Below are 25,065 nucleotides of genomic sequence, written 5' to 3' on the forward strand. Positions count from 1 at the left end.
CTACGGCCCCTCGTCGAGCGGGGACGGCGGCCGGGGACCGGTGGGCGTCGGCCCGGTGCCCGGCCCGATACGGATCTCGAAGTCGCCGTCGTACTCCTCGTGTCCGGCGACCACGGCCTGGGCCACGGCCTCCCTGCCCATCTCCCCCCGGACGATCAGCGGGTCCCGGCGCAGATCGCGCATGAGGGCCACGCACATGCCGATCATGACCACCGTGAACGGGGCCGCCACGAGGATCGTCAGGTTCTGCAGCCCGGCGAGCGCGTCGCCCTCGCCGTTGCCGATGAGCAGCATGATGGCGGCGACGGCCCCCGTGACCACGCCCCAGAAGACGACCACCAGCCGGGCCGGTTCGAAGGTGCCCTTCTGCGAGAGCGTGCCCATCACGATGGACGCGGCGTCGGCGCCGGAGACGAAGAAGATGCCGACGAGGACCATCACCAGCAGGCTCATCAGGGTGGGAACGGGGAACTGTTGCAGCAGCCCGAAGAGCTGCCCCTCCGGCGTGGTCTCCTTGCCGAGCCTGCCGCTCTCCTGGAGTTTCATCGCCGTGCCGCCGAACACGGCGAACCACAGCAGGCTCACCGTGCTCGGTACCAGGATGACGCCGCCGATGAACTGGCGGATCGTGCGGCCGCGGCTGATGCGGGCGATGAACATGCCGACGAACGGCGTCCAGGAGATCCACCACGCCCAGTAGAAGACGGTCCAACTCCCCAGCCAGCCGGCGACTTCGCCGCCGCCGGTCGCCTCCGTGCGGCCGATCAGCTGGGGCAGGTCACCGAGGTACGCGCCGAGGGAGGTGGGGAGCAGGTCGAGCACGATGATGGTGGGTCCGGCGATGAACACGAAGACCGCGAGGACGAGGGCGAGCACCATGTTGATGTTCGACAGCCACTGGATGCCGCGCTCCACGCCGGAGACCGCGGACGCCGCGAACGCGACGGTCAGCACGGCGATGATGGCGACCAGGAGCGCGGTGCTGACGGTGCTCATCCAGCCGAGTTCGCGGAAACCGCTGCCGATCTGCAGGGCGCCCAGGCCCAGGGAGGCGGCGGAGCCGAAGAGGGTGGCGAAGATCGCGACGATGTCGATGACGCGGCCCGCCGCGCCGTGCGCGTGCCGGGAGCCGATGAGCGGCTCGAACACCGCGCTGATCGTCTGGCGCCGGCCGCGCCGGAAGGTGCTGTAGGCGATGGCGAGTCCGACGACCGCGTAGATCGCCCACGGGTGGAGCGTCCAGTGGAAGAGCGTGGTCGCCATCGCCGTCTGCATGCGTTCGGCGGAATCGACGGGGTGGGTGCCCGGCGGGGGCGTCCCGTAGTGCGCCAGCGGCTCGCTCACGCCGTAGAACATGAGGCCGATGCCCATGCCGGCGCTGAACATCATCGCGACCCACGACACGGTGCGGAACTCCGGAGTCTCGCTCTCCCGGCCGAGGCGGATCCCGCCGTAGCGGCTGATGGCCAGCCAGAGGGCGAAGACCACGAAGCCCGTGGCCGCGAGCATGAAGGCCCAGCCGCCGTTGTGGATGAGCCCCTTCAACAGGCTGCTCGACACGCTCTCCAGCGAATCCGTGGCCAGGGCACCCCACAGCACGAAAGCCAGGGTCAGCACGGCCGTGACCCCGAAGACCACCTTGTCTGTTCGGGAACGAGGGCCGGTCGGTGGATCGTTCGACAACGAATTCCCCCTTCGCGCAAGGCCGAGAAAGCCATATGGGTGGAGATGATGGCTTATCACGCTTTCGCCCGTTCGTCGGTGTCCTGACGGCCACCGATCGTCGATGTCGTGGACACCGCGCCCCGCAGGTGAAAGACGCCCGCCCGTTGGCCCGGTCGGGGACGGTTTCGGCGCGGTCGCGGCGAGGTCCGGAACGGCAGGCGGACCGCGGGCCAGTCTCTGACGGACGCGACGGCCCGACGGACCCGACGGACGCGGGTCACGGCTTGGTGGAGGTCACCGCATGCCCCGTGCGTCCCGCGACCGGATCGCCGTCCACCTCGTCGCGGCGGTCGCGGGCTGCCTCGTCGGGCTGGTCGGCGGAGGCTTCCGCTGGTGCCTCGCGCGGGCGACGGAACTACGCGGATCGCTGGTGGAGGCGTCGGAGCAGCTGGGCGGCTTCGGCCCGCTCGTACCGGCCGTGCTCACGGCCACCGGCGCCGCCGTGGCCTGCGCCATCGCCCTGCGGGTCCCCCTGTCGGCCGGCAGCGGCATCCAGGACGTCGAGGCCGTGTGGCGGGGTGAACGCTCCCCCCGGCCGCCGTGGCTGCTGCCGGCCAAGTTCTTCGGCGGCCTGATCGCCATCGGCTCGGGTCTGGTACTGGGCCGGGAAGGGCCGACCGTGCACATGGGCGCCGCCATCGGGGCCGAGGCGGGGCGCCGCACGGGGAGGGACGAGAACGACATCAGGCTCCTGCACACCTCGCTCGCGGGCGCCGGCCTCGCGGTCGCGTTCACGGCGCCCCTGGGCGGAGTGCTGTTCGTCTGTGAGGAAGTGACCAAGTCGGTCAGGGCCCGCCTGGTGCTCGTCACGCTCATCGGCACCGCCACCGCCGTCGGATGCTCCCGCCTGGTGGTCGGCGACCGGCTCGACTTCCGGGTCCCCGACCTGCCCGTCCCGCCGCTCGCGCTCCTGCCCGCCTTCCTGCTGTTCGGCGCGGCCACGGGCGTCCTGGGGGCGGCCTACAACCGCCTCGTCATCGGGCTCCTGGACCTCTGCGACCACGTCACCCGGGTCGGACCGGTCGCGCGAGCGGCCGCCATCGGCGCCGTCGTGGGCCTGCTGCTCGGCATCGACCCCGAGCTGGCCGGTGGCGGGGACCGGCTGAGCGGGCGCCTGCTGGGCGGCGACATCCCGGTGGTCCCCGTGCTCGCCGGGTACCTCCTGGTGCGGTTCCTGGCCGGCCCGCTCAGCTACGCGGCCCGCACACCGGGTGGACTCTTCGCGCCCCTGCTGGCCGTGGGAGCCCTGTGGGGCGCCCTCGTACACGCGCTCGCGCAGCCCCTCGTCCCGGGCGGCGGTTCCGGTGCGGTGCCGTTCGCGATCGTCGGGATGGCCGCGCTCTTCGCCTCGGTGGTCCGCGCTCCGCTCACCGGCATCGTGCTCGTGGTCGAGATGACGGGCGCGACCTCACTCCTGATTCCCCTGATGACCGCCTGCTTCGCCGCGACCCTGACCGCCGACCGGATGGGCAGCACCCCGATCTACGACAGCCTGCGCCTACGGACGGTGTGGCGCGACTGAGCGCGCCACACCGTCCGTACGCCGTCGGGGTCAGCCGAGGATCCTGCGCTTCTGCGCGGCGAACTCCTCCTCGGTCAGCAGCCCCTGTTCCTTGAGGGTGCCGAGCTCCTTCAGCTGGTCGATCTTGCTGCTCATCTCGTCGCCGGGAGCCGCGACCGGAGCCGCCACCGGAGCCGCCTGGGGGGCGGGCTCGGCCTGGGCCTGGGCCTCCTGATCCGCCCATCGGCCGGATTGCCGCCGGGACACACGGTTGGACACCGCGGTCGCCGTTCCGGCGACGACGGCGGTACGGGCGATCCCGCGAAGAAGTCGGGCCATGATGCTCATCTCCAAGCTGGGGCGGAGCCGGCCGAGGCCGCCCTCACCGTCCGTCGGTCGGGTCCTCCATGGCGTCCAGCGTCGCGAGCAGCGACTGGACGGGGATCCGTCCGGCCGCCACGAGCTGTGCGCCCGCACGCCGCATGGCGCGGGCGAAGGGCGCCGCCCAGGTGTTCTCGTACACGATGATCCCGGCCGAGTTCCCCGGTTCCAGCGCGCCGCCGGCGTCGTCGATGTCGCCCTGGTCCAGCAGACCGGAGGACGCCCCTTCGAAGATCGACAGGTCCACCTCGTCGCCGAGGTCACGAAGCTCCACCGCCGTCACCGAACCGTCGGCGTCCTTGCGGACGAAGACGAGGTCGAGGATGCGGATCACGCCGCGATCCACGAGATCGACGAGCAGGGGAAACCCCTCACCCGTCATGCGGTTCCCGGGGAACTCGATCACGAGATAGTCCACCGGGCCCATGTCCTCGATGGCTCCGCCTCCGGTACGTTCCTCGACCTCGCTGCTCATGGTTGCTCCCGTCTGGCTGGGTGTGGGGAGGACGTTCCGGCGGCGGCGGGCGCGGGCCGTGCGTTCCGGCACGCGCGGGGCAGGGGCGGACGTCGTCTACAGCCATTCCAACACCGCCCCGGTGCCTCCGCATGTCCGGCTTCGGTCCGGTCGCCTGTTCGGCAGGTCGTCGGGTCGCCGCCGCGCGGACCGGCTCGGGCGTCACCCGGTCAAGAGGTAGATGTTCTGCGCGGTCAGCCACAGGCCCAGCACCAGCGAGCCGACCACGATCGCCTGTTCCTTGTGGCCCACCAACCACGCGCGCAGTCCGTGCAGTCGTACCTGAGCGGCCTCGGGCGAGAACACGATGTACAGCTCGGCGGCCAGCAGACCCGCGCTGCCGAGGAGACAGAAACCGAACAGGGCCACGAAGGTGGCCGGATGCGAGGTGTTCGCCTCGATCACGGTCACCGCCCCCGCGGCGACCAGGCCCCACGGCTGGAGCAGGACGGCCAGCGCCGCCGCCCCCCACATCGACGGCGACTCCATGGCCGAGGCGGTCGCCGCGGAGGGTTCGCCCGCCGCGTCGAGGCCCCGGAGGGTGGTGCCCCTGCCGCCCGCGCCGGCGGACGTGGTCGCCGAGTCCTCGCCGCCCGTCGCGCCCGCGCGCACCCGCCGCATCGTGCGGCGGCGGCGGAGGCCGTAGACGACGAGCCCGAGCCCGATGGCCAGCTTGACCGCCAGCGCCGCCACCCCGGGCGGGGAACGGGGCGCCGGGGGTTGGCCGCCGGTCACCGCGAGCACGATGGCGATCACCGCGACCAGGCACGCGAACCAGGCCAGGATGAAGACGAGCCCCTTCCACACGCCCCTCGCCGATGTCACCACCAGCACGAACGCCATGATGGGCAGCGGGTCGAGGGCGATGGCGAGCCCGATGAGCAGGAGGTCGAGGACCATGACGCCCCCAGAGTGGGACCACATACGACGCTACACACAGGACGGTTCGGCGACACCTCGTGGCCCGGGGGCCGTCCCGGACGCTATCCGCCCCTAGCCCGGCCCCGGGCCTCGAAACGCGTGATCGCCGCCTGGGCCCGGGCGAGGACCGCGTCGGCGGCCGTGGCCGCGTGCACGGTGAGCCCGGGTTCGTCGACCCCCAGGGGCTCCAGGGCCTCGTACTGCGACTCCAGGAGCGCGACCGGCATGAAGTGCCCCGCCCGACGGGCGACCCGCGCCCGTGCGACCTCCCGGTCCAGCTCCAGGTACAGGAACCAGACGCCCGGACCGGCGGACCGGAGGCGATCCCGGTACTTCCGTTTGAGCGCCGAACACGACATCACGACGCTCTGCCCGGCCCGGGTGGTCTCGCGGACGTACCCGGCGAGGCTCGTCAGCCACGGTTCGCGATCCGCGTCGTCGAGCGGGTGACCGGCGGCCATCCTGGCGACGTTCGCGGCCGGGTGGAAGCCGTCACCCTCCGCGAAGGGCACGTGGAGCCGCCCCGCGAGGAGCCGCCCCAGCGTGCTCTTGCCCGAGCCGGAGACGCCCATGACCACGACGACGGTCGGCGCCGTACGGGCCGCGACCGGGGCCACCGCGCCTCAACCCAGGCGCTCGGCGATGACGTCACCGACGCGCATCGCGTTCGCGATGGCGGTCAGGGACGGGTTCACCGCGCCGATGCTCGGAAAGAAGCCGGTGTCCACGACGTAGAGGTTGTCGAGGTCGTGCGCCTTGCAGTTGACGTCCAGTACCGAGGCACGCGGGTCGGTGCCGAAACGCACGGTGCCGGCCTGGTGGGCGGTGGCGCCGATCGGCATCCCCTTGTGCAGGTAGAGGCTGTGGGGGAGCAGATGGTGAGGGTGCATGCCGAGGGAGTCGAGCATCTTGCGCAGTTTGTGCCGCAGCCGCTCCAGCCCTTCGATGTTGTTCTTCTCGTCGAGGGCCAGATGGACGTCGCCCTTGGCGTCGAGCGTGACGCGGTTCTCCGGCCCGGGCAGGTCCTCGCCGCACAGCCAGAAGTCCACCGCGTGGTGGGCCATCACCTCGAACGGCATGTCGGGCGAGAGCAGTCCGGCCCAGTGGGGCGCCTCGCCCTTGATCTGGTCCGCGTCGGACTTGCCCAACATCTGGATGCCGCCGAGCGGGAAGTCCCAGTCGTCGGAGCCCAGGTACCAGTCGTTCAGCGCGAGGGTCTTCTGGAAGCGGGTGTCGTTCGGTTCCTTCGAAACGGCCATCAGCGCCAGGTTGTTGTGCCGCATGTAGTGGCGGCCGACCATGTCCGAACTGTTGGCCAGGCCGCCGGGATGCCGCTCGTTCGCCGAACGCAGCAGCAGTACGGCGGAGTTCACCGCGCCGCAGGCCACCACCACGATGTCGGCGCTGAAGCGCGCCTCCGTGCCGTCCTCCAGCCGCGCGACGACATCGGTGACCGTGCCGCCGGCGGCGTCGGTCTCCAGCCTGCGGACATCGGCGCCGGTGACCATCTCCACGTTGTCGTGCCGCAGCGCGGGGTCGACACAGATCACCTGCGCGTCCGCCTTGCCGCCGAGGAGGCAGGGGAAGCCGTCCACCCGGTCGCAGCGGATGCACACGCTCTCGTGGGTGGCGCGGCCCCGCCCGTCCTGGATGAGGTTCACCCCGATCGGCAGGTGGAAGGGATGCAACCCCTGGGCCGTGAGGTCGTCGCTGAGCTGCTGGATCCGCGGCTCGTGCTCCACCGGCGGGTGGGCGTACTGGGCGCTGACCGCCCCCTCGCTCGGGTCCTCGCCGTGCCGGCCGTGTACGAGGTAGAGGTGTTCCGCCTCGGTGTAGTACGGCTCCAGGTCCTCGTAATCGATCGGCCAGGCGGGGGACAGCCCGCCGTGGTGGCGCAGCACGCCGAAGTCCTCGGGTCGCAGCCGGAACAGTGCGGCGCCGTAGAACTTGGTGTTCCCGCCGACGTAGTAGTTGACCTCGGGCGGGAACCGGTCGCCGTGTTTGTCGTACCAGAACTCGGGCGCCCGGTACTTGCCCTTGACGAAGACCGCAGTGGACTCCCAGTTGTCGCGTTCCCTGGGAAGGTACCCGCCGCGCTCCAGGATCAGGATGCGCTTCCCGCTCGGGGCGAGGCGGTGGGCGATGGTGCCGCCGCCGGCTCCGGTGCCGATGACGATGACGTCGTATCGCTGGTTGTCGGCCATGGCGGCCACCTTGCTGTCGAGGGTGTGGGGTTGCCCGCCTTCGGACCGACGGTCAGAGGACGGCGATGGGGTTGACCGGCGAACCGGTGGCCCGGGACAGGCGCAACGGCGCGACCACGCAGAAGAACGACCAGCGGCCCGCCTCCTCACAGAGCGGCACCAGGCCCTCGAACCGGAGGTAGTCCAGGAGGTACAACCCGAGGGCGTGCACGCCGAGGACGTGCACCGGGAAGTCCACGCCGTCCGTGATGCTCGGCGCCGTGTCGTTGTTGCCGTCCCCGCCCAGAAGGGCGACGTGGCGGTCGGCGAGGAACTCCATCGCCGTCGGGTGCAGTCCCGCGCGCGAGGTCGCGGCGTCCCAGGGGCCGAGTTCGGTGCGTCTGAGCCGGTGGCCGACCCGGACGAACAACAGGTCCCCCTCACCGACCTCGACCCGTTGGCTCCGTTCGGCGGCCGACAGGTCGTCGGCGGTGACGTGGTCACCCGGTTCCAGCCACGGCACGCCGCGCAGCCGGGGGATGTCGAGCAGGACCCCTCGGCCCACGATGCCGTTCCTGACCGAGTCCACCGACAGGGCCACCGCGCCCTCGGGGGTGAGCGTGGCCGCGTCGACACCGCCGTGCAGGGTCCCGTCGTAGACGACGTGGCAGAGGGCGTCGAGGTGGCTGTCGGCGTTGCCGTGCACGTTCATCTCGAAGTGGTCCAAGGCGAAGTGGAGTCCGTGCGCGTGGACCTCGTTCCGGGACGGGCCGGTCAGTCTGTGCGCGGCCGGCTCCGGATTGTCGGGGGAGGGCCGGGTCTCGATCGGCGCCGCGAGCGTCACCGTCCGACCGGTCCGGATCTCGTTCGTCGCCGCCTTGACGTGCTCGGGAGTGATGGTGGCCACCGCGCCCCGGACGTCGCTCGTCGCCCGGTCCCGAAGGCGCCGGTAGAGCGCCTCGAATGCGGCGGGACTCTGGCGCGGTGGGGCTCCCGGCCGCGACCGGGGGCCCTCGGGCACCGCTTCGCCGGCCACGTCAGTCGCGTTGCCGGTCGAGGGCTTCGTCGAGCGTGCAGGCCGCCGTGATGAGCGACAGGTGGGTGAACGCCTGCGGGAAGTTGCCGAGTTGCTCGCCGCTGGGACCCACCTCCTCGGCGAAGAGACCGACATGGTTGGCGTAGGTGTGCATCTTCTCGAACGTGTACCGGGCCGGACGCAGTCGCCTTGCCCGGGCGAGCGCGTCCACGTACAGGAAGGTGCAGAGGCTGAACGTGCCCTCGGAGCCGCGCAGTCCGTCCGGCGACGCCGCGGGGTCGTACCGGTAGACGAGACTGTCGGACACCAGCGTGCGGTCCATGGCGTCCAGGGTGGACAGCCACGACGGATCCCGGGGACTCACGAACCCCACCCGGGGCATGAGCAGCAGAGAGGCGTCCAGGACGTCCTCCCCGCCGTAGTGCTGCACGTAGGCTCCGGCGGACTCGCTCCAGCCGCGTTCCATCACCTGCTCGATGACGGCGTCGCGGGCGGTCCGCCAGCGCTCGGTGTCGCAGGGCCGGCTGAACTCGGTCGCCAGCTTCAGACCCCGGTCGAAGGCGGCCCAGCACATGACCCGGCTGTACGTGAAGTCCTTGCGGCCGCCGCGCGTTTCCCAGATGCCCTCGTCGGGGCGGTCCCAGGAGTCGGCCAGCCAGTCCAGGGTGCGGGAGAGCACCTTCCAACCGCGGTAACCGGCCTGGGCGGCGACCTCGTGCCCCGCCGACAGGGCGTAGAGCGCCTCGCCGTAGATGTCCAGCTGCAACTGGTCCGCGGCCGCGTTGCCGAGCCGCACCGGAGCCGAGCCGCGGTAGCCCTCCAGATGCCCGAGGATCTCCTCCGTGAGCAGGGGCTCCCCGTCGACCCGGTACATGATCTGCAGGGGTTCGCCCGGCTTGCCCTCGGTCTCGCGCAGGCGGTCACCGAGCCAGTGCACGAAGGCGTTGGCCTCCTCGACATAGCCGAGGTCGAGCAACGCCCGCACGGACAGCGAACCGTCGCGCACCCAGGTGTAGCGGTAGTCCCAGTTCCGTTCGCCGCCGACCTGTTCGGGCAGGCCCATCGTGGCCGCGGCGACCGGGGCGCCACTGGGAGCGTAGGTGAGCAGCTTCAGGGTGATCGCGGAACGGTTCACCATGTCGGGCCAGCGCCCCCGGTAGTTGGAGCCGCGCACCCACTTCTGCCAGAAGTCCGCCGAGTCCCATAGCTCCTGGGTGATCCCGTCGACGCCGAGTGGGGGAGGCGCCTCGGCGCCGGTGCCGCAGACCGTGAGGACGGCCGCCGCGGTCTCGCCGACGTTCAGCGTGACCGACCCGCGCAGATCGTCACCGTCCCGCTCCAGGGGGAAGGTGCTTTGCAGGAACGCGGTCACGCCGGGCGCGCGGAAAGTGGAGATCCCCGGCGCCACGTCGAGTTCGTGGGCGGCGCGGGCGTAGTCGAAGCGCGGGCGGCACTCCAGGTCGAAGCTGACGGTTCCCCGCACCGTGCGTGCGGTCCGGATCAGCGTGTGCCGGTCCGCGGGGGAGAGGCCGGTGTTCGGGGTCATCCAGTCGATGACCTCGCCGACCCCGTCGGGCGACATGAACCGGGTGACCAGGAGAGCGGTGTCCGGGTAGTAGAGCTGCTTGCACGTGGCCTGGGAATCGTTGGACGCGAGTCGGAAGTATCCGCCCCGGTCGTGATCGAGCAGGGAGGCGAAGATGCTGGGCGAGTCGAAGCGCGGTGCCGCGAACCAGTCCACGACGCCCCGTGACGTCACCAACGCGGCCGTTTGCAGGTCGCCTATGAGTCCGTGCTCGGCGATGGGCGGGTATCGGTCCATGTGCGTCCCCAGACGAAGGAGATCCCCTGATCTCACTATCTTCCAGAAGCGGCCGATGTGCCTGTTGCGTCGTCGCACGGTGCCCGGACCGGCCTCGGGCAGCCGTTCGCACTCCTCGGGCGGCCTGCGCGGGGCCGGCCGGTCCGCCGGGCCCCGAACCGGCTGCATCCCCGGGTCGGGGCCGGGTCGGCTCACTGGTCCCGGCGTCCCGGTGGGACGCGAAGACCTCCGTGCGGTGAGCTCCCGGACAGCTCCCACCACACCGGAGGTCTTCGCCATGTTCAAGGCCCAGCCAGTGTCGACAACGCTCGTGATCAAGACACCTGGCGGCCGATCCTGCCGCTCGTGAGGGGCCACTCGCGGTTCAGGGTGCCGAGCGGGATGCGGCGTTCGAAGGCGGGCGTGCCGAACAGTGAAAGCTTCAGCTGGAGCTGCCCGCTGAGGTCGAAGCCGCCGTGGAGGGCCCACGCGCCGCTGACGGAGGTCTTGCCGTCGGTGGAGGCGGACGCCTTGACGTCGGCCTCACCGCGCAGGTAGGGGGCGAAGTCCGCGGACACGCCCACGGCTCCGTACAGGCCGACCGAGGCCTCGGCGCCGAGCGCGCCCTTGACGCGTCCGTTGGCGGTCACCTCGGCCTTGACCGGCGTGCTCCGGACGTTCGAGGCGTTGACCGGATTCCAGCCCTTGCCCAGCGCGTAGCTGCCGCCGACACGGAAGTCGCCCTTGACGTCCTGCCGGACGTCGAGGGTGACGCGTCCGTCGGCTTCCACCTGGATGTAGCAGGTCAGGTCCAGGGTGACGACCACCGGCACCGGGCCCACCTGGATGACGGGGGCGCCGTGCAGTGTGGCGAACGGGATGCGCTTGGGGGCTCCGGTGCTCGCGGCGGCATGGCCCTTGAGGCGCCATTGGGAGGACCAGTCACCGCTCAGGCCGAGGAAGGCGGCACGGGGGCCAGCGCCGCCCGAGCCGTCGTACGAGAACTCCACCGTGGGGGCGAGTTGGACGAATCCGGAGACCGAGGCACCGGCGGAGAGGGGGGCGCCGGGGGCGGTCTCGACGGGGGCGTTCACGTCGAGCCGCAGGTTGCCCAGGGGGAGCTTCGCGCCCTCGGGGCCGAACCGGACCCCCTGGCTCTTGGCCCAGGAGAGCGTGACCCCCTTCATCAGGGGTTCGACGGTGACCGTCGCCGGGTCGACCGGGACCTTGCCGTCCGCCTTGTCGTCGTCCAGGACGGAGGACAACGTCGTGGAGGTCGTCTTGACCTCGGTGCCCAGAGGGGTCTTCGCACCGACCTCGGTGACCTTCGCGAGGAGTCCGTCGGGGGCTCCCGGCGCGGGTGCGCTGGCGATGACGTCGCCCACGGCGACGGGCTTGTCGGGTGCCGGCGAGCTGCTCGCCGAGCTGCCCGGCGACGGCTTGATCGGCTGCGGGGGACGGGATATGACGGCCCGTCCGGTGTTCCGGTCGTAGGAGGCGACCCTCAGTGGCGACGCCTTCGGGGCGCCCCTCCCGCCGCCGGTGCCCGCCCGGGCGACGGCCGTCGGGGTGGGGGAGTCCATCGGGGCCGCGGCGACGTCGAGTTGCCGAGAACCGTCGGCTTCGGACGCGATGGGGGCGGGGGCCGCGGTTGCGGCGGCGGCGCCGGTGTGCGTGGTCGAGGCACAACCGGTCGCGGCGAGTGCCAGCGTGGTGAGGCCGGGGAGGAGGAGGCGTCTGGCGAGCATGCGCACGTACGTAAGGCCTTCTGGTGGGGGGAGGTTGCGCTACTGGAAAGTAACGTGATGGTCGATCATGCCAGGCGGATTCACCGCGACGGCGTTAACCGGCCGGCCCCCGACCGGGCCACCCCTCGACCGGGGGCCCGCCCCGGGTCCGCATCCGGGCGGGCGTCCTCGCACGCGTCCGACACCGCGCCCGACGCGTCAGACGGCCGACACCACCACGGGTCCGCCCGACGGGTCGACCCGGGCCGTCCACCCCGCCGGCAGCCGCAGCGACCGGGACGGTGACACCGGGCGGGGGATCCGACGGCGCCACAGTCGACGCCCGTCCTGCTCGACCGTCACCACCGGGCAGGTCAGGGGCTCCCCGGACCGCAACAGCAGCGGACGTCCGGCGACGCCCGTGAGGCGGTTCGGTGTCACCCACACCAACGGTGCCCGCACCATCAGGAGCGGGCCCGGAGCCGGCCAGGGCGCCCCCGCGAGATGCGCCAGCACCGGTGTCGCGGCGGCGGCGCCCTCCGAAGCCGCCGTGGCGGCGCGCTCGACGCCGCGCAGCGCGTTGCCGACCGCGAAGACACCCGGTGTCCGCGTACGGAAGGACGCGTCCACGCAGGGGCCGCGCGTACCCCCGTCCAGGGGGACGCCGCCGCGGCGGGCCAGTTCGTGGTCGGGGATCCAGTCGCCGGTGAAGACCACCGTGTCGCAGGCGAGGACCCCCGACCTGCCGTCCCGGTGGCGGACGGCCACGCCCGACAGGCGCCCCCTGCCCCGCAGTTCGGCCACGATCGTGTCCGTGAGCAGCGCAACCCCCGGGAGGGCGCGGGCGCGCGGCCCTTCGGTGACCATCGCCACCACCTCCGCACCCGCGTGCCGGAGGGTCCGGACCGCGTGCCGGGCCACCGGCTCGGCGCCCACCACCACGGCCCGCCGGCCGACCGACCCGCCGTGGAGGTGGACCCACTGCTGCAACTCACCGGTGGTGAAGACACCCGCCGGACGGGAACCCGGGACGAGTCGGGCGCTGCGGGGGCGCTCCCGTGCTCCCGTCGCGAGGATCACGGCCCGGGCCGTGATCCGGTCGAGGCCCGCCGGACTCGTGGTCTCCAGGGTCAGGGGCCCCGCCCAGCCGGTGGCGCTGACCCCGGTACGCACCTCGGACCCGGCGTCCACGGCCGTGTCCGTCAACTCCCGCGCGTACGCGGGACCGTGGAGTCGGGAACGGAGCGGCCGGGCGGCGTCCCACCCGAGGCCGTGGTGACAGTGGCGGGGTGCCCCGCCGGCCTCCCGCTCGCGCTCCAGCACCTCGACCCGCCCGGCGCCGGCGCGGGCGAGGCGGGCGGCCAGGGCCAACCCGGCGGGACCGGCCCCGACGATCAGGACGTCGACCGTACGGTTCACCGCCGGGCCCTCTCGAACAGGGCGCGGACGGCGGCGCCGCAGTGGAAGCCCTGACAGCGACCGCCCCGGGCTCGGGTGCGCCTGCGCAGTCCGTCCGGCGACGCGGGCGGGATCGTCGACGCGAACGCGTCGCGGATCTCCCCGCGGGTCACCCGCTCGCAGTGGCACACGATCCGGCCGTACTCCGGGTCCGCCTCGATCATCCGCGCGTCGCGGTACGGTCGCGGGAACGCCTCGCCCAGGTTCGGCATGCGTACCGGCTCCGGCTCGCGCGCGCCGGTCACGGGCAGACCGCCGTCGGCCAGCAGCTCCACCACGTGGGCGGCGATGGCCATCGAGGCGGTGAGGCCCGTCGAGCGGATCCCGCCCACGGTGACGTACCGCTGAGCGGGATGGGCCCTGATCGCGTAGTCGTCGTGCTCGGTCGCGGTCCGCAGCCCCGCGTACACGGCGGTGACCTCCTCCTCCAGGAGCGCCGGCAGGATCCGCCGGCCCCGCTCGCGCAGCAGCGCGAGCCCCTCGGCGGTCGAACCGGTGGCCGTCTTGTCGTCCAGGTCCTCGGCGGTCGGCCCGAGCATCACGTTCCCGTACACCGTCGGCGACACCAGCACGCCCTTGCCGAGGGCGCCCGGCACCGGAAGCAGGATGTGCCGGACCAGGTCGCGGGCGAGTTCGTCGAACACGATCAGCTGGCCCCGCCGGGGCGTCACGGTGAAGTCCGCGTGACCCAGGAGCCGGTCGATCTCGTCCGCGTACAGGCCCGCCGCGTTGACCAGGTGACGGGTGCGCAGCGCCCCCCGAGTCGTGGTCAGGGTGTGGGGGTCCCCCGGGACCACCGATCCGACACGACAGCCGAGGTGCAGGTCGACGCCCGCGCGGACGGCCTGCGTCGCGTACGCGAGCGTGGTCGTCCAGGGGCAGATGACGGACTCGCCCGGCACGTCCAGTGCCCCCGTCACTCCGGGTCCGAGCCGGGGTTCGCGGGCCCGCACCTCCTCGGGCGGGACGATCCGGGCCGCGCGGTAGCCGTTGCGCACGGCCTTGTCGGCGAGGCCCGGCAGCGCGGCCCGCTGATCCTCGTCCCAGGCGACGAGGAGCGCCCCGAGCGGTTCGACGGGGATGCCGCTCTCGGCGGCGTACGAGGTGAGCAGCCGCCGTCCCTCCCGGACCAGCCGGGCTTCGAGGGAGCCGGGCACCGCGTCGAAGCCGGTGTGCAGGATCGCGGTGTTGGCCTTGGACGTGCCGTCACCGACGTCGTCCGACGCCTCGACCAGGGCGACGCGCAACGGGAGCCGGGCCAGTTCGCGGGCGATGGCCGCACCCACCACGCCCGCGCCGACGACCGTCACGTCGTACGTCCCGCCCGGCAGGGCGCCCGCCGCGGTGACGCTCATGCCGGGCCGTCGCCGAGCAGCGCCGACACCGCCGTCCGAAACCGTGCGCGGCGTTCCGCCGCCTGCCCGGCATCGACCCTCGGCTCGTAGACGGCGGCCGGTTTCCACTCCGGGACGGCCTCGTGGACGGTGAGCGACGGATCGAGGCCGATCCGGGCGACCGCGCCGACGCCGAGCGCCGTCACGTCGGGCAACGCCGAGACCTCGACGGGGATCCGGAGCAGATCGGCCTGGGCCTGCATGAGCAGCGCCGAACGGGTCAGCCCGCCGTCGACGCGCAGGGACGTGAGCGGCGCGCCCAGATCGGTGGCGACCGCGTCCGCGAGCTCCGCCACCTGCGCGGCGATGCCGTCGCACAGGGCGCGCACCAGGTGCCCGGTCGTGGTGTCGAGGCCGAGGCCGGTGACCGAGCCCCGCAGGTCGCCGCGCCACCACGGGGCGGCGAGCCCGGCGAGCGCGGGCACGAAGGTGACGCCCCCGGAGTCCGCGACGCCGCCGCCCACGGTGTCGATGTCCTCGGCGCCCGATATCACCCCGAGATCGGTCAGCCAGCGCACGGCGGACGCGGCCGTGTACACCTGACCGTCCAGGCAGTAGTCGGTGCGTCCGGAGATCCGCCAGGCGACACAACCGACCAGCCCGCACGAGCTGCGGCGGGGCAGCGGGCCGGTCTGAGCGAGCAGGAACGCACCTGTTCCGTAGGTGCACTTGGCGGCGCCGGGTTCGGTGACGCGCTGGCCGAGCAGCGCCGCCTGCTGGTCCACGAGCAGCCCCGTCAACGGCACCTCGGGCCCGAAGGCGGTGGTGGTGCCGACGCGGGTGTCCGCGTCGACGATCTCCGGCAGTCGTTCGTCCGAGAGGTCGAAGGCGCCGAGTGCCGCGTCCGACCAGCGGACGGTCTCCAGGTCCAGCAGTTGGGTACGACCCGCGGTCGCCGCATCGGTGACGAACGCACCGGTGAGACGATGGACGAGCCACACGTCGCTGGTCGTCACGACACCCTCGCGGGTCAGGTGACGGCGTATCCAGGCCATCTTGGGTGCGGCGAAGTACGGGTCCAGCGGCAGCCCCGTCGTCTCCCGCAACCACGCGGCGTGCGGGGCGAGTTCGGTGCAGAGGGGTTCGGCGCGCCGGTCCTGCCAGACGATCGCGTCGGTCAGCGGCTCGCCGCTCGCCGGATCCCAGGCGAGTACGGTCTCGCCCTGGTTGGCCAGCCCCACCGCCACCACGGGCTCACCGGCCGAGGCCAGCGCGGCGCGCCCGGCCTCGACCACCGAGTTCAGCAGTTCGAGGGGGGCGACCTCGACCCGCCCGCCCGGCAGGTATCGGGGTCGCACGGGTGCGGAACCCGTTCCGATGACCCCGCGTACCGGGCAGATGACGAGCGCCTTGGTTCCCGATGTGCCTTGGTCGACCGCGAGCACCGGGCCCGTCATCACCGCTCCGCTCCTGGGGTCCGCACGTCTGATCTCCGGTCGCTTGCCCGTCGGTCGGAAGCCTTCACCAGCGGACGTCACCCCGTCAAGATCCACCGGCGAGGTGGGACATGCGCCTGACGCAAAGTCACATGTCGCCGATGACTTGATACTTGCGGTCGATCAAGTTCTCGGATGCGGATGCGCTCACTCGTTCTATAGTGATCGCCGATCAACGGGAAGGATGCCGACCGTGGGTCAACGGCGTTGATCGGGCGCACGGTTCGCACGCGGTTCGCACCTCACGTGCGCCGACGCGGCCGCGGTGTGCCGGTCGAACCCGGCTGAACCCACCTCCCACGCGACCCGAGGACTGATGAACACCACCACCGCACGTCGCCCGCGATCCCGCCTCCCGTCGTCCGGGACGAGGTGATGGCGGGCGGAGACTTCCGGCCCGTCTACCACCCCGCCGGCCACGACAACGAACTGCGTCTGGCCGTTCAGGACCTGCGCACCGGTCGCTGGGTGTCGATGGAGCGGTTACTCGAACGGACGGCAGGCTGGGGACTGTGGACCCAGCGCACCCAGGTCCTCGCCGCCGTCGCCGCCGGAACCGACGTCGTACAGGCGTGGCGGACCGAGCAACCGCGGAGCCTCGCGGCGACCGTGATGCACACCCGGGTCGCCGTCGAACGCGCCGTACGCGCCCACCGCGCCGGACACCCCCGCACCCGTGAACTGTGGGAGGAGGCCTGGCAGGCCTGCAACGCCACCGCCGGCCTCAGCCCCGCGGACCCCGTGCCCTGGATCTGCCTGCTCGCGCTCGCCCTCCTCGACGAGAACCACCAGATGGACGAGCACCGGCTCCCGCCTCCCGGCCCGATGCTGCCCACGGGGCCCTGGGGCATTCTCGCGGAGGCGGACCGGCGGGACCCGTACAACCGCGAGGCGTACCACCGGATGCTCCAGTTCGTGTACGCGCGCACGCCGAGACCCCTCTCCGACGCGGCCGACTTCGTCCACTGGGCGGCCGGTTCCGCTCCGCCCGGGTCCGCCGTCCATGTGCTGCCGCTCTACGTGCGGGTCGAGCGCTACCGACGCGAAGGCGGCCAGGACAAGGCCCTCGACCTGCACTGGGTCGCCGAGGACGCCGCCCGCGAAGCCGGACACGCCCTCGACGTCTGGTTCCGCCACACCGACCCGACGTACGCCTCCCCACTCGATCTGAACCACTTGGCCCACGCCCTGTGGGGAGCCCTCCGGTTCGACGACGCGTCCCGGGTCTTCGACGCGATCGACCGGTACTGGACCACCCTGCCGTGGGCGGACCGGACCCGCGACCCGGCCGACCCGGCAGCCGCCGAGGAGGTGTTCCTCCAAGCCAGGTCACGCAGCCTGGCCGGCCGGGACTGAACCACCCCGCGGACCACCCCGCGAACCACCCCGTGGACCGCTCCGCTCCCGTGACGCCAGCCCCGCGCCGCCCCACCGTCCCCTGCTCCACCGTCCCCTGCGCCACCACCCCCGGAGGTACCGCCATGTCCCGAACCGCATGGGAATCCCGCCAGGACCCCAAGGCAGCCCCACCCCGACAGGACGAGGAGGAGCGACTCAGAGAACTCGGCTACCAGCCGGTGCTCGCCCGCCGCATGGGGGGCTTCGGCAACTTCGCCATCAGCTTCTCGGTCATATCCGTCCTCTCGGGCTGCATGACCCTGTACGGCTTCGGCCTGGGCACCGGCGGGCCGTCCGTCATGCTGTGGGGCTGGGTCGGTGTCGGCCTGTTCGTGCTCTGCGTGGGTCTCGCCCTGGCCGAGGTGACCAGCGCCTACCCGACGTCGGGGGCCCTGTACTACATGGCCGACCGGCTCGGTGGACGCCGCTGGGGCTGGTACACGGGCTGGCTGAACCTGTTGGGCCTGCTCGGCGCGATTGCCGGGATCGACTACGGCGCCGCCCTGTTCACCGGCGCCTTCCTCAACCTCCAGTTCGGCTTCGTGCCCACCTCCGGCTCCACCTTCCTGATCTTCCTGTGCATCCTGCTGCTGCACGCCACGCTCAACCTCTTCGGCGTCCGCCTCGTCAGCGTGCTCAACTCCATCAGCGTCTGGTGGCACCTGGCCGGCGTCGCCGTGATCGTCGGAGCCCTGGCCCTCGTCCCCGACCACCACCAGTCGGCCTCGTTCGTCTTCACCGAGTTCGTCAACGACACCGGCTGGGCCAACCCGTTCTACGTGGCGGCGGTCGGCCTGCTCCTCGCCCAGTACACCTTCTCCGGCTACGACGCCTCCGCGCACCTGTCCGAGGAGACCTCGAACGCCTCCGTCTCCGCCGCCAAGGGCATCGTCCGGGCCATCTGGGTCTCCTGGATCGCCGGATTCGCCCTGCTCGCGGGCCTCACCTTCGCCATCCAGGACTACGCGGCCGTCCAGAACAGCGCCACCGGCGTCCCGCCGGCCCAGATCCTGCTGGACGCCCTCGGTTCCGGGGGTGCGACCGCCCTCCTGCTCGTCGTCATCGTCGCGCAGCTCTTCTGCGGCAACGCCGAGGTCGCCGCCGCGAGCCGGATGGTCTTCGCGTTCAGCCGGGACAACGCACTCCCCGGCTCGGCGCTGTGGCGCAAGGTCAGCAGCCGTACCCAGACGCCCGTCCCGGCGGTGTGGCTGTCGGTCGTCGTCGCGGGAGTGCTCGCCCTGCCGTCCCTCTACTCCGCCACCGCGTACGGCGCCGTGACCGCCATCAACGTCATCGGCATCACCCCGGCCTACGCCATCCCGATCTACCTGCGGCTCCGCGCCGGCGACCGGTTCGAACCCGGCCCGTGGAGCCTCGGCCGCTGGAGCAAGCCGATCGGCTGGATCGCCGTCGTCTGGGTGGCCGTCGTCACCGTGCTGTTCTGCCTGCCGCAGAAGTCCCCGGTCACCATCGACTCGATGAACTACGCGGTGATCGCCCTGGCCGTCGTGTTGGTGCTCGCCAGCGTGTGGTGGTACGTCGCCCGACGTTCCTACGGCACCCCGTCGGCGTACGGGAACGCCCGGGAGCAGGCGGAGATCGCCGAGGACATCGTCTGAGCACGTGACGCGGCGCCCGCCCCGGCCGGCCACCGGATGGTGAACGGCCGGCGCGGGCGCCGGGAGAACCCCCGTGCCGAGCGGCTCCGGGGCGGAGCGCCGGAGGGTTCGACGACCGGTGAGGCCCCGCCCCGGGTTCCGTGCGTTCCGTGTGTCAGGCGACCACGATGTTCTCGGCCTGCGGCCCCTTCTGCCCCTGGGTCACGTCGAACGTGACGGCCTGCCCCTCGGTGAGCTCCCGGTAGCCCGAGCCCGCGATGTTGGAGTAGTGGGCGAACACGTCCGGGCCGCCACCCTCCTGGGCGATGAAGCCGAAGCCCTTCTCCGAGTTGAACCACTTCACGGTGCCACTGGCCATGCTGAACATCCTTCGTCCACACGGGGAACCGGCCCGGTCGGGACGGCCCCGAAGCGCGGCGCCGCCGGGCTTCGGCAGCAGGACTACCCCGATCCGCGCCCGCGTACGCCAGGCGGGGAGCGTTCGATCGACGGGCCTCTCAGACGGAGTCGAGACCCTTGCGGGCGGGCTCGCCGTGCGCGGGCGGGTAGCCGGGTCGCGCCGGTACCGGTGGCCGCAGCGGCGGCGAGGGCAGCGGCGGGAGCGCCGGGTCGTACAGCCAGGTCGCGAACAGGTCGTCGACCGGTTCGGCCGCGTAGCGGGCCACGTGGCCGATGAAGCCCGCGGTGGTCACCACGCCGTGCCGGTGCGCCGAGGCCCAGTCACGCAACATCCGGAAGAACGCGCCGTCGCCCAGGGCGCAGCGCACCGCGTGCACGGCGAGACCCCCGCGCTGGTACAGCCGGTCGTCGAACATCAGCTTGCGACCGGGATCCGCCGGCGTGAGGTCCTGCGGCTGCGAGGACAGGAGCCGGTGCGCGCCGACGGCCAGCGCGTGCGCGGTGCGGCCACCGGAGTGCTCCGACCACAGCCATTCCGCGTACTTCGCGAAGCCCTCGTTCAACCAGATGTGCCGCCAGTCGGCGATGCTGACGCTGTTGCCGAACCACTGGTGAGCGAGCTCGTGGGCGACGAGCCGTTCCGAACCGCGCGCCCCGTCCACGTGGTTGGCGCCGAAGAGCGACAACCCCTGCGCCTCCACCGGCACGTCCAGCTCCTCGTCGACCACCACGACCGCGTACTCGCCGAACGGATACGGGCCGAACAGGTCCTCGAACAACCGCATCATGGCGGGCTGCCGGGCGAAGTCCCGGGAGAAGCGCGGCAGCAGGTGGGCCGGTACGTGGGCGGTCTGCGGCACCCCGCCGAGCCCGGGATCGCCGAGCAGCACCGTCTGGTACGCGCCGATGGCCAGGCCCACCAGATAGCTGGAGGTCGGCGCGGACTGTTCGTACACCCAGGTGGTGGTGCTGGCCTTGGTCGTGCGGGTGAGCAACCGGCCGCCGGCCACCACCGTGTAGGCGGACGGGGTGTTGACCGAGATCTGGTACGAGGCCTTGTCCGCCGGCCTGTCGTTGCACGGGTACCAGGAGGGGGCGCCGACCGGCTGGCTGGCCACCAGCGCGCCGTCCGTCAGCTCCTCCCAGCCGATGCCGCCCCAGGGGCTGCGCACCGGCTTGGGATTGCCCGCCCAGTGCACCTCCACCGTGAAGGCGGCGCCGGCGGCGAGCGGCTTGGACGGCCGGACCCGCAGCTTCCCGGCGCGGTGGGTGAAATGCGGCGCCCGGCCGTTCACCAGGACCCGGCCTATCCGGAAATCGGCCAGGTTCAGGTGGAACTCGGCGAGCGGCGCGCGCCCCGCGATGGCGCTGAGCCGGGCGGTCCCCGCCAACCGGTTGGGGCCGGGGCGGTACTCCAGAGCGAGTTCGTAGCGGTGCACACGGTAACGAGAGTCGCCGTTGGCCGGAAAGTACGGGTCCGATTCCGCTGTTCTCTGGCCGCTCATGCCGCTCCCTGCACTGTGCTCGGGCCCTCTCAGGCCCGCCACGCCTCGATCGGGTTGCCCAGCCAACGGGTGTCGGCGGGGACGGATTCCCCGGCCATCACGAGGGAGGCGGGACCCAGTGTGCTGTGGGCACCGACCGTACTCCCGGGCAGGACGATGCCGCCCGGCCCCAGGGTGGAGCCCTCACGGAGGACCACAGTATCCGTCCTCAAGATCCGGTCGTGGAAGAGGTGCGTCTGCAACACGCAGCCGCGGTTCACGCTCACCGCGTCGCCCAGCACCACCAGGTCCGTCTCCGGCAACCAGTAGCTCTCGCACCACACGCCCCGGCCGATCCGGGCCCCGAGCGCACGCAACCACAGGGCCAGCACCGGCGTACCGGGCACGGATCCGGCCAACCACGGAACGGCGAGCACCTCGACGAAGGTGTCGGCCAGCTCGTTGCGCCACACGAAGCCGCTCCACAACGGGTGCTCTCCCGCCCGGTGCCGCCCCACCAGCAGCCACTTCGCCGCCACCGTGACCCCGCACGCCGCCGTACCGGCCGCGAGCAGGACCACCCCGGACAACAGCGCCGCACCCGCGATCCCCGGACCGTGCCCGGTGCCCAGCGCGCAGAGCGCCGCCACCGTCAGCACGGCCAGGGCCGCCGAGCAGAACACCGGCACGAGCCGGCACAGCTCCACCAGGCCCCGCGCCCACAGCAGCCGAACCGGCGGATCGTAGGTCAGGCTCTGGTCGGCGTCCGCGGTGGACCGGGGCAGCCTGACCGGCGGCAGACCCAGGTACGAACTGCCCTTCTTGGCCTTCTTCGGAGTCGCCGACAACACCCCGACCAGCCCGCCGTCCGGCACCGTGCGGCCCGGCGCGGTCATGCCGGAGTTGCCCAGGAACGCCCGCCGGCCGATCTCGGAGTGACCGATCCGCATCCAGCCGCCGCCCAGCTCGTACGGGGCGGTCAGGGTGTCGTCGGCCAGGAAGGCACCCTCGCCGACGGTCGTGAGGCTCGGCAGCGCGAGCACCGTGGACACCTCCGCGCCCCGGCCGATCCTCATGCCCAGCAGCCTCAGCCACACCGGAGTGATCAGCCCCGCGTACAACGGGAACAGGGTCTCCCGCGACAGGTCCATCAGCTGGGTGACCGTCCACGCCTGCCAGCCGATCCTGCCGTGCGTCGGATGCGTGCCCGTCCGCAGACCCAGGCTGAGCAGCCGTACGGACACCAGCAACAGCAGCGCGTACGCCGCCCCGAACGCGAGGGCCCCGGGCACCACGGCGAGCAGGGCGCCCCGCAGCGCCTCGACGAGCCCCGAGTCGGCCGGCACGAACCGGCCGACCACGAACAGGGCGGGCACGGCGGCGAGCACAGGCAGTGCCGTGAGGCCGAAGCCGGCCGCCCCGTAGGCGGCCCGCCACCGGAGCCCGCGCGGCGGCCGTTCCCGGGGCCAGTTGCGCTTGGCCTTGCCGAGCTTGACGGCGGGAGCCCCGGCCCAGCGCTGGCCGGTCGGCACCTGCCCGGCCACGGCGGAACCCGGGGCCACCTCGGCCCGCTTGCCGACCCGCGCACCGGGGAAGAGCAGGCTGCGGGTGCCGACCACCGCACCCGCGCCGACCTTCACCGGGCCGATCACCAGCCGGTCCCCGTCCAACCAGTACCCGCTCAGGTCCACCTCCGACTCGACGGCGCAGCCGCGGCCGAGCTTGAGCATGCCCGTCACCGGCGGCAGCGAGTGCAGGTCCACCTCGGGCCCGACCTTGGCGCCGAGGGCCCGCGCGTAACGCTCCAGCCAGGAACCGGACAGCGACGTCGCGCCGGCGCACTCGGCGAGCCGCTCGGCCGTCCACAACCTCAGGTGCGCGCTCCCTCCGCGCGGATGCCGCCCCGCCTTCACCCCGCGCAACAGCAGGCGCGCGCCGCCGGCCGCGATCAGCAGCCGGCCCGGCGGGCTGTACAGCAGCGCCGCGCCGGCGGCGACCACCCACCACGAGGCGGTGGGTGCCCACGGGTAGGGCCCGAACAGGTGCAGCACGTTGCCCAGGGCCAGCAGCGCCACCGTCCAGCGCAGCCCGACCAGCGTGAACAGCGGGAGCAGCAGGAGACACTGCGCCACCTGGGAGCGCACCGGAACCGGGGCGACGACCCGGGAGGCGTCCTCGTCCCGTACCGACTTCTCCAACCGACGGGCCAGCTTGCGCAGGGTGGGCTGCTGATAGATGTCGAGGACGGCCGCGCGCGGGTAGCGGGTGCGCAGGCGCGTGGTGAGACGGGCGGCCGCGAGACTGTTGCCGCCGATCGCGAAGAAATCGTCGGACGCCCCGGCGACCGTCACGCCCAGGGTCTCGCCCCACTGCTCGGCGAGCCAGGCCTCGGTGCCGTACAACTGCTCCACGGGCCCGAAGGCCTCCGTCTCGGGCAGCGGCCAGGGCAGCGCGTCCCGGTCCACCTTGCCGGAGGTGCGCGTCGGCAGTTCGGCGACGGGCGCGAGCAGCGGCACCAGGGCCGCGGGCAACTCGGCGCGCAGCCGCTCGACGGCCGCCGCATGGTCCCAGCCCTCCTGGGTGACCAGATAGCCGACCAGGAGTTGGTTGCCGCCGCGCGCCGTGCGGACCGCGCACGCCGCGCCCGCCACACCGGGCAGGGCCTGGAGCGCGGCGTCCACCTCGCCCAGCTCGATCCGGCGACCGCCCAGCTTGATCTGTTCGTCGCCCCGGCCGAGGAAGACCAGCCCCTCCGGTTCCGCGCGGACGAGGTCGCCGCTGCGGTAGGCGCGCCGCCAGCCGAGGGATTCGAGCGGGGCGTACTTCTCGGCGTCCTTCGCCGGGTCCAGGTAGCGGGCCAGTCCGACACCGCCGATGACGAGCTGTCCGCTGCCGCCCATCGGTACCGGTTCGCCGGACTCGTCGACCACGGCCAGTTCCCAACCGTTCAGCGGGAGGCCGATCCGGATCGGTTCCTCGCCGGTCAGGAGCGAGGCGCAGGCGACGACGGTGGCCTCGGTGGGGCCGTACGTGTTCCACACCTCACGGCCCTCGGTGACCAGGCGCTGGGTCAGCTCGGGCGGGCACGCCTCCCCGCCGAAGATCAGCAACCGGACGTCGGCGAGGGTGTCGGGCTCCCAGAGCGCGGCCAGGGTGGGGACCGTGGACACCACGGTGATGTCCTGTTCCAACAGCCAGGGGCCGAGGTCGGCGCCGCTGCGGACCTGGGAGCGGGGGACGGGCACGAGGCAGGCGCCGTGGCGCCAGGCCAGCCACATCTCCTCGCAGGACGCGTCGAAGGCGACGGACAGCCCGGCCATGACCCGGTCGCCGGGCCCGATCGGTTCCTCGGCGAGGAAGAGCGCGGCCTCCGCGTCCACGAACGCGGCGGCGCCGCGGTGGCTGACCGCGACACCCTTGGGCTTGCCGGTGGAACCGGAGGTGAAGATGATCCACGCGTCGTGTTCGGGTCCGGGGCGCCGGGCGGGCTCCCTCGGCAGTCCTGCGGGCGCCGCCGCCGGTTCGGTCACCTCGACACGCTCTCCGGCGCCCAGGACGGCCCGTACCCCGGCCTCGGCGAAGACCAGCTCCGCCCGCTCGTCCGGGTCCTCGGCGTCGACCGGCACGTAGGCGGCGCCGGCGGCGAGCACGGCGAGGACGGACACGTACAGCTCGTTGGTCCCGGACGGCACGCGAACGCCGACCCGGTCGCCGCGCCCCACCCCAGCGGCCGCGAGGGCACGCCTGCGACGCTCCACCTCCGAGGCCAGCGCCCGGTAGGTCAGGCGGGCGGCGCCGTCGTCCAGGGCGAGCTCGTCGGGGTGCGCGCGCACGGTGGCGTCGAAGACGTCGACGAGGGTGCGCGGAGGGGCGGCGGGCCCGGCGGAGAAGAGTGCGCCCTTACCGGACTCCCCGCCCGTCCCGTGCTCCCCGGACTCCCCGTGCCCGGCGGAACCGCCGGGCCCGCCCGAACCCTCGGGCCCGAGGCCGTCTCGGTCCGCGTCGGCGGCGCCCACGTGGCCGTTTCCGCCCTCGTCGTCGAGCAGAGTCAGTTCACCGCGCTCAGGTGTGGCTGCCATCGGCCCTCA

General features: G+C 72.6%; 18 protein-coding genes. 3 read left to right on the forward strand and 15 right to left on the reverse strand.

The window, feature by feature from the left end; all coding sequences use genetic code 11:
• Nucleotides 1–1,683, reverse strand: a complete 1,683-nt coding sequence (locus tag ACQEVM_RS14655; protein ID WP_433078696.1) for a BCCT family transporter — start codon at nucleotides 1,681–1,683, stop codon at nucleotides 1–3.
• 283 nt (nucleotides 1,684–1,966) lie between these two features.
• Between ACQEVM_RS14655 and ACQEVM_RS14660 the strand changes: the two genes are divergently transcribed.
• Nucleotides 1,967–3,247 carry a ClC family H(+)/Cl(-) exchange transporter gene (locus ACQEVM_RS14660; RefSeq protein WP_433078698.1) on the forward strand — a complete coding sequence of 427 codons (1,281 nt, stop codon included), beginning with the start codon at nucleotides 1,967–1,969 and terminating at the stop codon, nucleotides 3,245–3,247.
• Nucleotides 3,248–3,277: 30 nt separating this feature from the next.
• Here the strand turns inward: ACQEVM_RS14660 and ACQEVM_RS14665 are convergent, their stop codons facing one another.
• The 11 genes from ACQEVM_RS14665 to ACQEVM_RS14715 form a co-directional block, all read right to left on the reverse strand.
• Complete coding sequence (locus ACQEVM_RS14665) at nucleotides 3,278–3,565, reverse strand: SHOCT domain-containing protein (RefSeq protein WP_433078700.1); 288 nt, start codon at nucleotides 3,563–3,565, stop codon at nucleotides 3,278–3,280.
• A 43-nt stretch (nucleotides 3,566–3,608) separates the two neighbouring features.
• Nucleotides 3,609–4,082: a DUF6325 family protein gene (locus ACQEVM_RS14670; RefSeq protein WP_433078702.1), complete on the reverse strand. Its 474-nt coding sequence runs from the start codon at nucleotides 4,080–4,082 to the stop codon at nucleotides 3,609–3,611.
• Nucleotides 4,083–4,283: 201 nt separating this feature from the next.
• Complete coding sequence (locus ACQEVM_RS14675) at nucleotides 4,284–5,021, reverse strand: GAP family protein (RefSeq protein WP_433078704.1); 738 nt, start codon at nucleotides 5,019–5,021, stop codon at nucleotides 4,284–4,286.
• Nucleotides 5,022–5,104: 83 nt separating this feature from the next.
• A complete protein-coding gene (locus tag ACQEVM_RS14680) occupies nucleotides 5,105–5,614 on the reverse strand; it encodes a gluconokinase (RefSeq protein ID WP_433080017.1) in 510 nt (169 codons plus the stop codon).
• Nucleotides 5,615–5,665: 51 nt separating this feature from the next.
• Nucleotides 5,666–7,246, reverse strand: coding sequence for a GMC oxidoreductase (locus ACQEVM_RS14685; RefSeq protein ID WP_433078706.1), 1,581 nt, complete (start codon nucleotides 7,244–7,246; stop codon nucleotides 5,666–5,668).
• Nucleotides 7,247–7,298: 52 nt separating this feature from the next.
• Complete coding sequence (locus ACQEVM_RS14690; protein ID WP_433078708.1) at nucleotides 7,299–8,261, reverse strand: cyclase family protein; 963 nt, start codon at nucleotides 8,259–8,261, stop codon at nucleotides 7,299–7,301.
• Nucleotide 8,262: 1 nt separating this feature from the next.
• Nucleotides 8,263–10,083, reverse strand: a complete 1,821-nt coding sequence (locus ACQEVM_RS14695) for a glycoside hydrolase family 15 protein (protein ID WP_433078710.1) — start codon at nucleotides 10,081–10,083, stop codon at nucleotides 8,263–8,265.
• 314 nt (nucleotides 10,084–10,397) lie between these two features.
• Entirely contained in the window at nucleotides 10,398–11,816 is a 1,419-nt protein-coding gene (locus tag ACQEVM_RS14700) for a hypothetical protein (protein ID WP_433078712.1), read from the reverse strand.
• 192 nt (nucleotides 11,817–12,008) lie between these two features.
• Nucleotides 12,009–13,208 carry an NAD(P)/FAD-dependent oxidoreductase gene (locus tag ACQEVM_RS14705; RefSeq protein ID WP_433078714.1) on the reverse strand — a complete coding sequence of 400 codons (1,200 nt, stop codon included), beginning with the start codon at nucleotides 13,206–13,208 and terminating at the stop codon, nucleotides 12,009–12,011.
• Nucleotides 13,205–14,602 carry an FAD-dependent oxidoreductase gene (locus tag ACQEVM_RS14710; RefSeq protein ID WP_433078716.1) on the reverse strand — a complete coding sequence of 466 codons (1,398 nt, stop codon included), beginning with the start codon at nucleotides 14,600–14,602 and terminating at the stop codon, nucleotides 13,205–13,207. Before ACQEVM_RS14710 ends, ACQEVM_RS14705 begins: the two co-directional genes overlap by 4 nt.
• A complete protein-coding gene (locus tag ACQEVM_RS14715) occupies nucleotides 14,599–16,038 on the reverse strand; it encodes an FGGY family carbohydrate kinase (RefSeq protein WP_433078718.1) in 1,440 nt (479 codons plus the stop codon). Before ACQEVM_RS14715 ends, ACQEVM_RS14710 begins: the two co-directional genes overlap by 4 nt.
• Nucleotides 16,039–16,452: 414 nt before the next feature.
• On the opposite strand from ACQEVM_RS14715, the gene ACQEVM_RS14720 reads away from it, so the two are divergent.
• On the forward strand, nucleotides 16,453–17,433 hold the full coding sequence (locus ACQEVM_RS14720; protein WP_433078720.1) for a hypothetical protein: 981 nt from the start codon (nucleotides 16,453–16,455) through the stop codon (nucleotides 17,431–17,433).
• 125 nt (nucleotides 17,434–17,558) lie between these two features.
• Nucleotides 17,559–19,094: an amino acid permease gene (locus tag ACQEVM_RS14725; protein WP_433078722.1), complete on the forward strand. Its 1,536-nt coding sequence runs from the start codon at nucleotides 17,559–17,561 to the stop codon at nucleotides 19,092–19,094.
• Between the two features lie 154 nt (nucleotides 19,095–19,248).
• Here the strand turns inward: ACQEVM_RS14725 and ACQEVM_RS14730 are convergent, their stop codons facing one another.
• From ACQEVM_RS14730 to ACQEVM_RS14740, 3 genes are all read right to left on the reverse strand, one after another.
• A complete protein-coding gene (locus ACQEVM_RS14730; RefSeq protein WP_266952720.1) occupies nucleotides 19,249–19,452 on the reverse strand; it encodes a cold-shock protein in 204 nt (67 codons plus the stop codon).
• Between the two features lie 139 nt (nucleotides 19,453–19,591).
• Nucleotides 19,592–20,998, reverse strand: coding sequence for a M1 family metallopeptidase (locus ACQEVM_RS14735; protein ID WP_433078724.1), 1,407 nt, complete (start codon nucleotides 20,996–20,998; stop codon nucleotides 19,592–19,594).
• 29 nt (nucleotides 20,999–21,027) lie between these two features.
• Nucleotides 21,028–25,056 (reverse strand): Pls/PosA family non-ribosomal peptide synthetase, encoded by a 4,029-nt coding sequence (locus ACQEVM_RS14740; RefSeq protein WP_433078726.1) that lies wholly within the window; start codon nucleotides 25,054–25,056, stop codon nucleotides 21,028–21,030.
• Nucleotides 25,057–25,065: the final 9 nt, after the last annotated feature.

Origin of the sequence: Streptomyces sp. CA-243310, assembly GCF_050936775.1 — a bacterium.
Lineage (GTDB): Bacteria > Actinomycetota > Actinomycetes > Streptomycetales > Streptomycetaceae > Streptomyces.

Excerpts from the sequence above, each read along its gene's own strand:
- ACQEVM_RS14695 (WP_433078710.1), bottom strand. The coding sequence starts at position 10,083 with ATGGACCGATACCCGCCCATCGCCGAGCACGGACTCATAGGCGACCTG.
- ACQEVM_RS14720 (WP_433078720.1), top strand. The coding sequence starts at position 16,453 with ATGGCGGGCGGAGACTTCCGGCCCGTCTACCACCCCGCCGGCCACGAC.
- ACQEVM_RS14735 (WP_433078724.1), bottom strand. The coding sequence starts at position 20,998 with ATGAGCGGCCAGAGAACAGCGGAATCGGACCCGTACTTTCCGGCCAAC.
- ACQEVM_RS14715 (WP_433078718.1), bottom strand. The coding sequence starts at position 16,038 with ATGACGGGCCCGGTGCTCGCGGTCGACCAAGGCACATCGGGAACCAAG.
- ACQEVM_RS14725 (WP_433078722.1), top strand. The coding sequence starts at position 17,559 with ATGTCCCGAACCGCATGGGAATCCCGCCAGGACCCCAAGGCAGCCCCA.
- ACQEVM_RS14740 (WP_433078726.1), bottom strand. The coding sequence starts at position 25,056 with ATGGCAGCCACACCTGAGCGCGGTGAACTGACTCTGCTCGACGACGAG.
- ACQEVM_RS14730 (WP_266952720.1), bottom strand. The coding sequence starts at position 19,452 with ATGGCCAGTGGCACCGTGAAGTGGTTCAACTCGGAGAAGGGCTTCGGC.
- ACQEVM_RS14680 (WP_433080017.1), bottom strand. The coding sequence starts at position 5,614 with ATGGGCGTCTCCGGCTCGGGCAAGAGCACGCTGGGGCGGCTCCTCGCG.
- ACQEVM_RS14685 (WP_433078706.1), bottom strand. The coding sequence starts at position 7,246 with ATGGCCGACAACCAGCGATACGACGTCATCGTCATCGGCACCGGAGCC.
- ACQEVM_RS14670 (WP_433078702.1), bottom strand. The coding sequence starts at position 4,082 with ATGAGCAGCGAGGTCGAGGAACGTACCGGAGGCGGAGCCATCGAGGAC.
- ACQEVM_RS14675 (WP_433078704.1), bottom strand. The coding sequence starts at position 5,021 with ATGGTCCTCGACCTCCTGCTCATCGGGCTCGCCATCGCCCTCGACCCG.
- ACQEVM_RS14665 (WP_433078700.1), bottom strand. The coding sequence starts at position 3,565 with ATGGCCCGACTTCTTCGCGGGATCGCCCGTACCGCCGTCGTCGCCGGA.
- ACQEVM_RS14710 (WP_433078716.1), bottom strand. The coding sequence starts at position 14,602 with ATGAGCGTCACCGCGGCGGGCGCCCTGCCGGGCGGGACGTACGACGTG.
- ACQEVM_RS14660 (WP_433078698.1), top strand. The coding sequence starts at position 1,967 with ATGCCCCGTGCGTCCCGCGACCGGATCGCCGTCCACCTCGTCGCGGCG.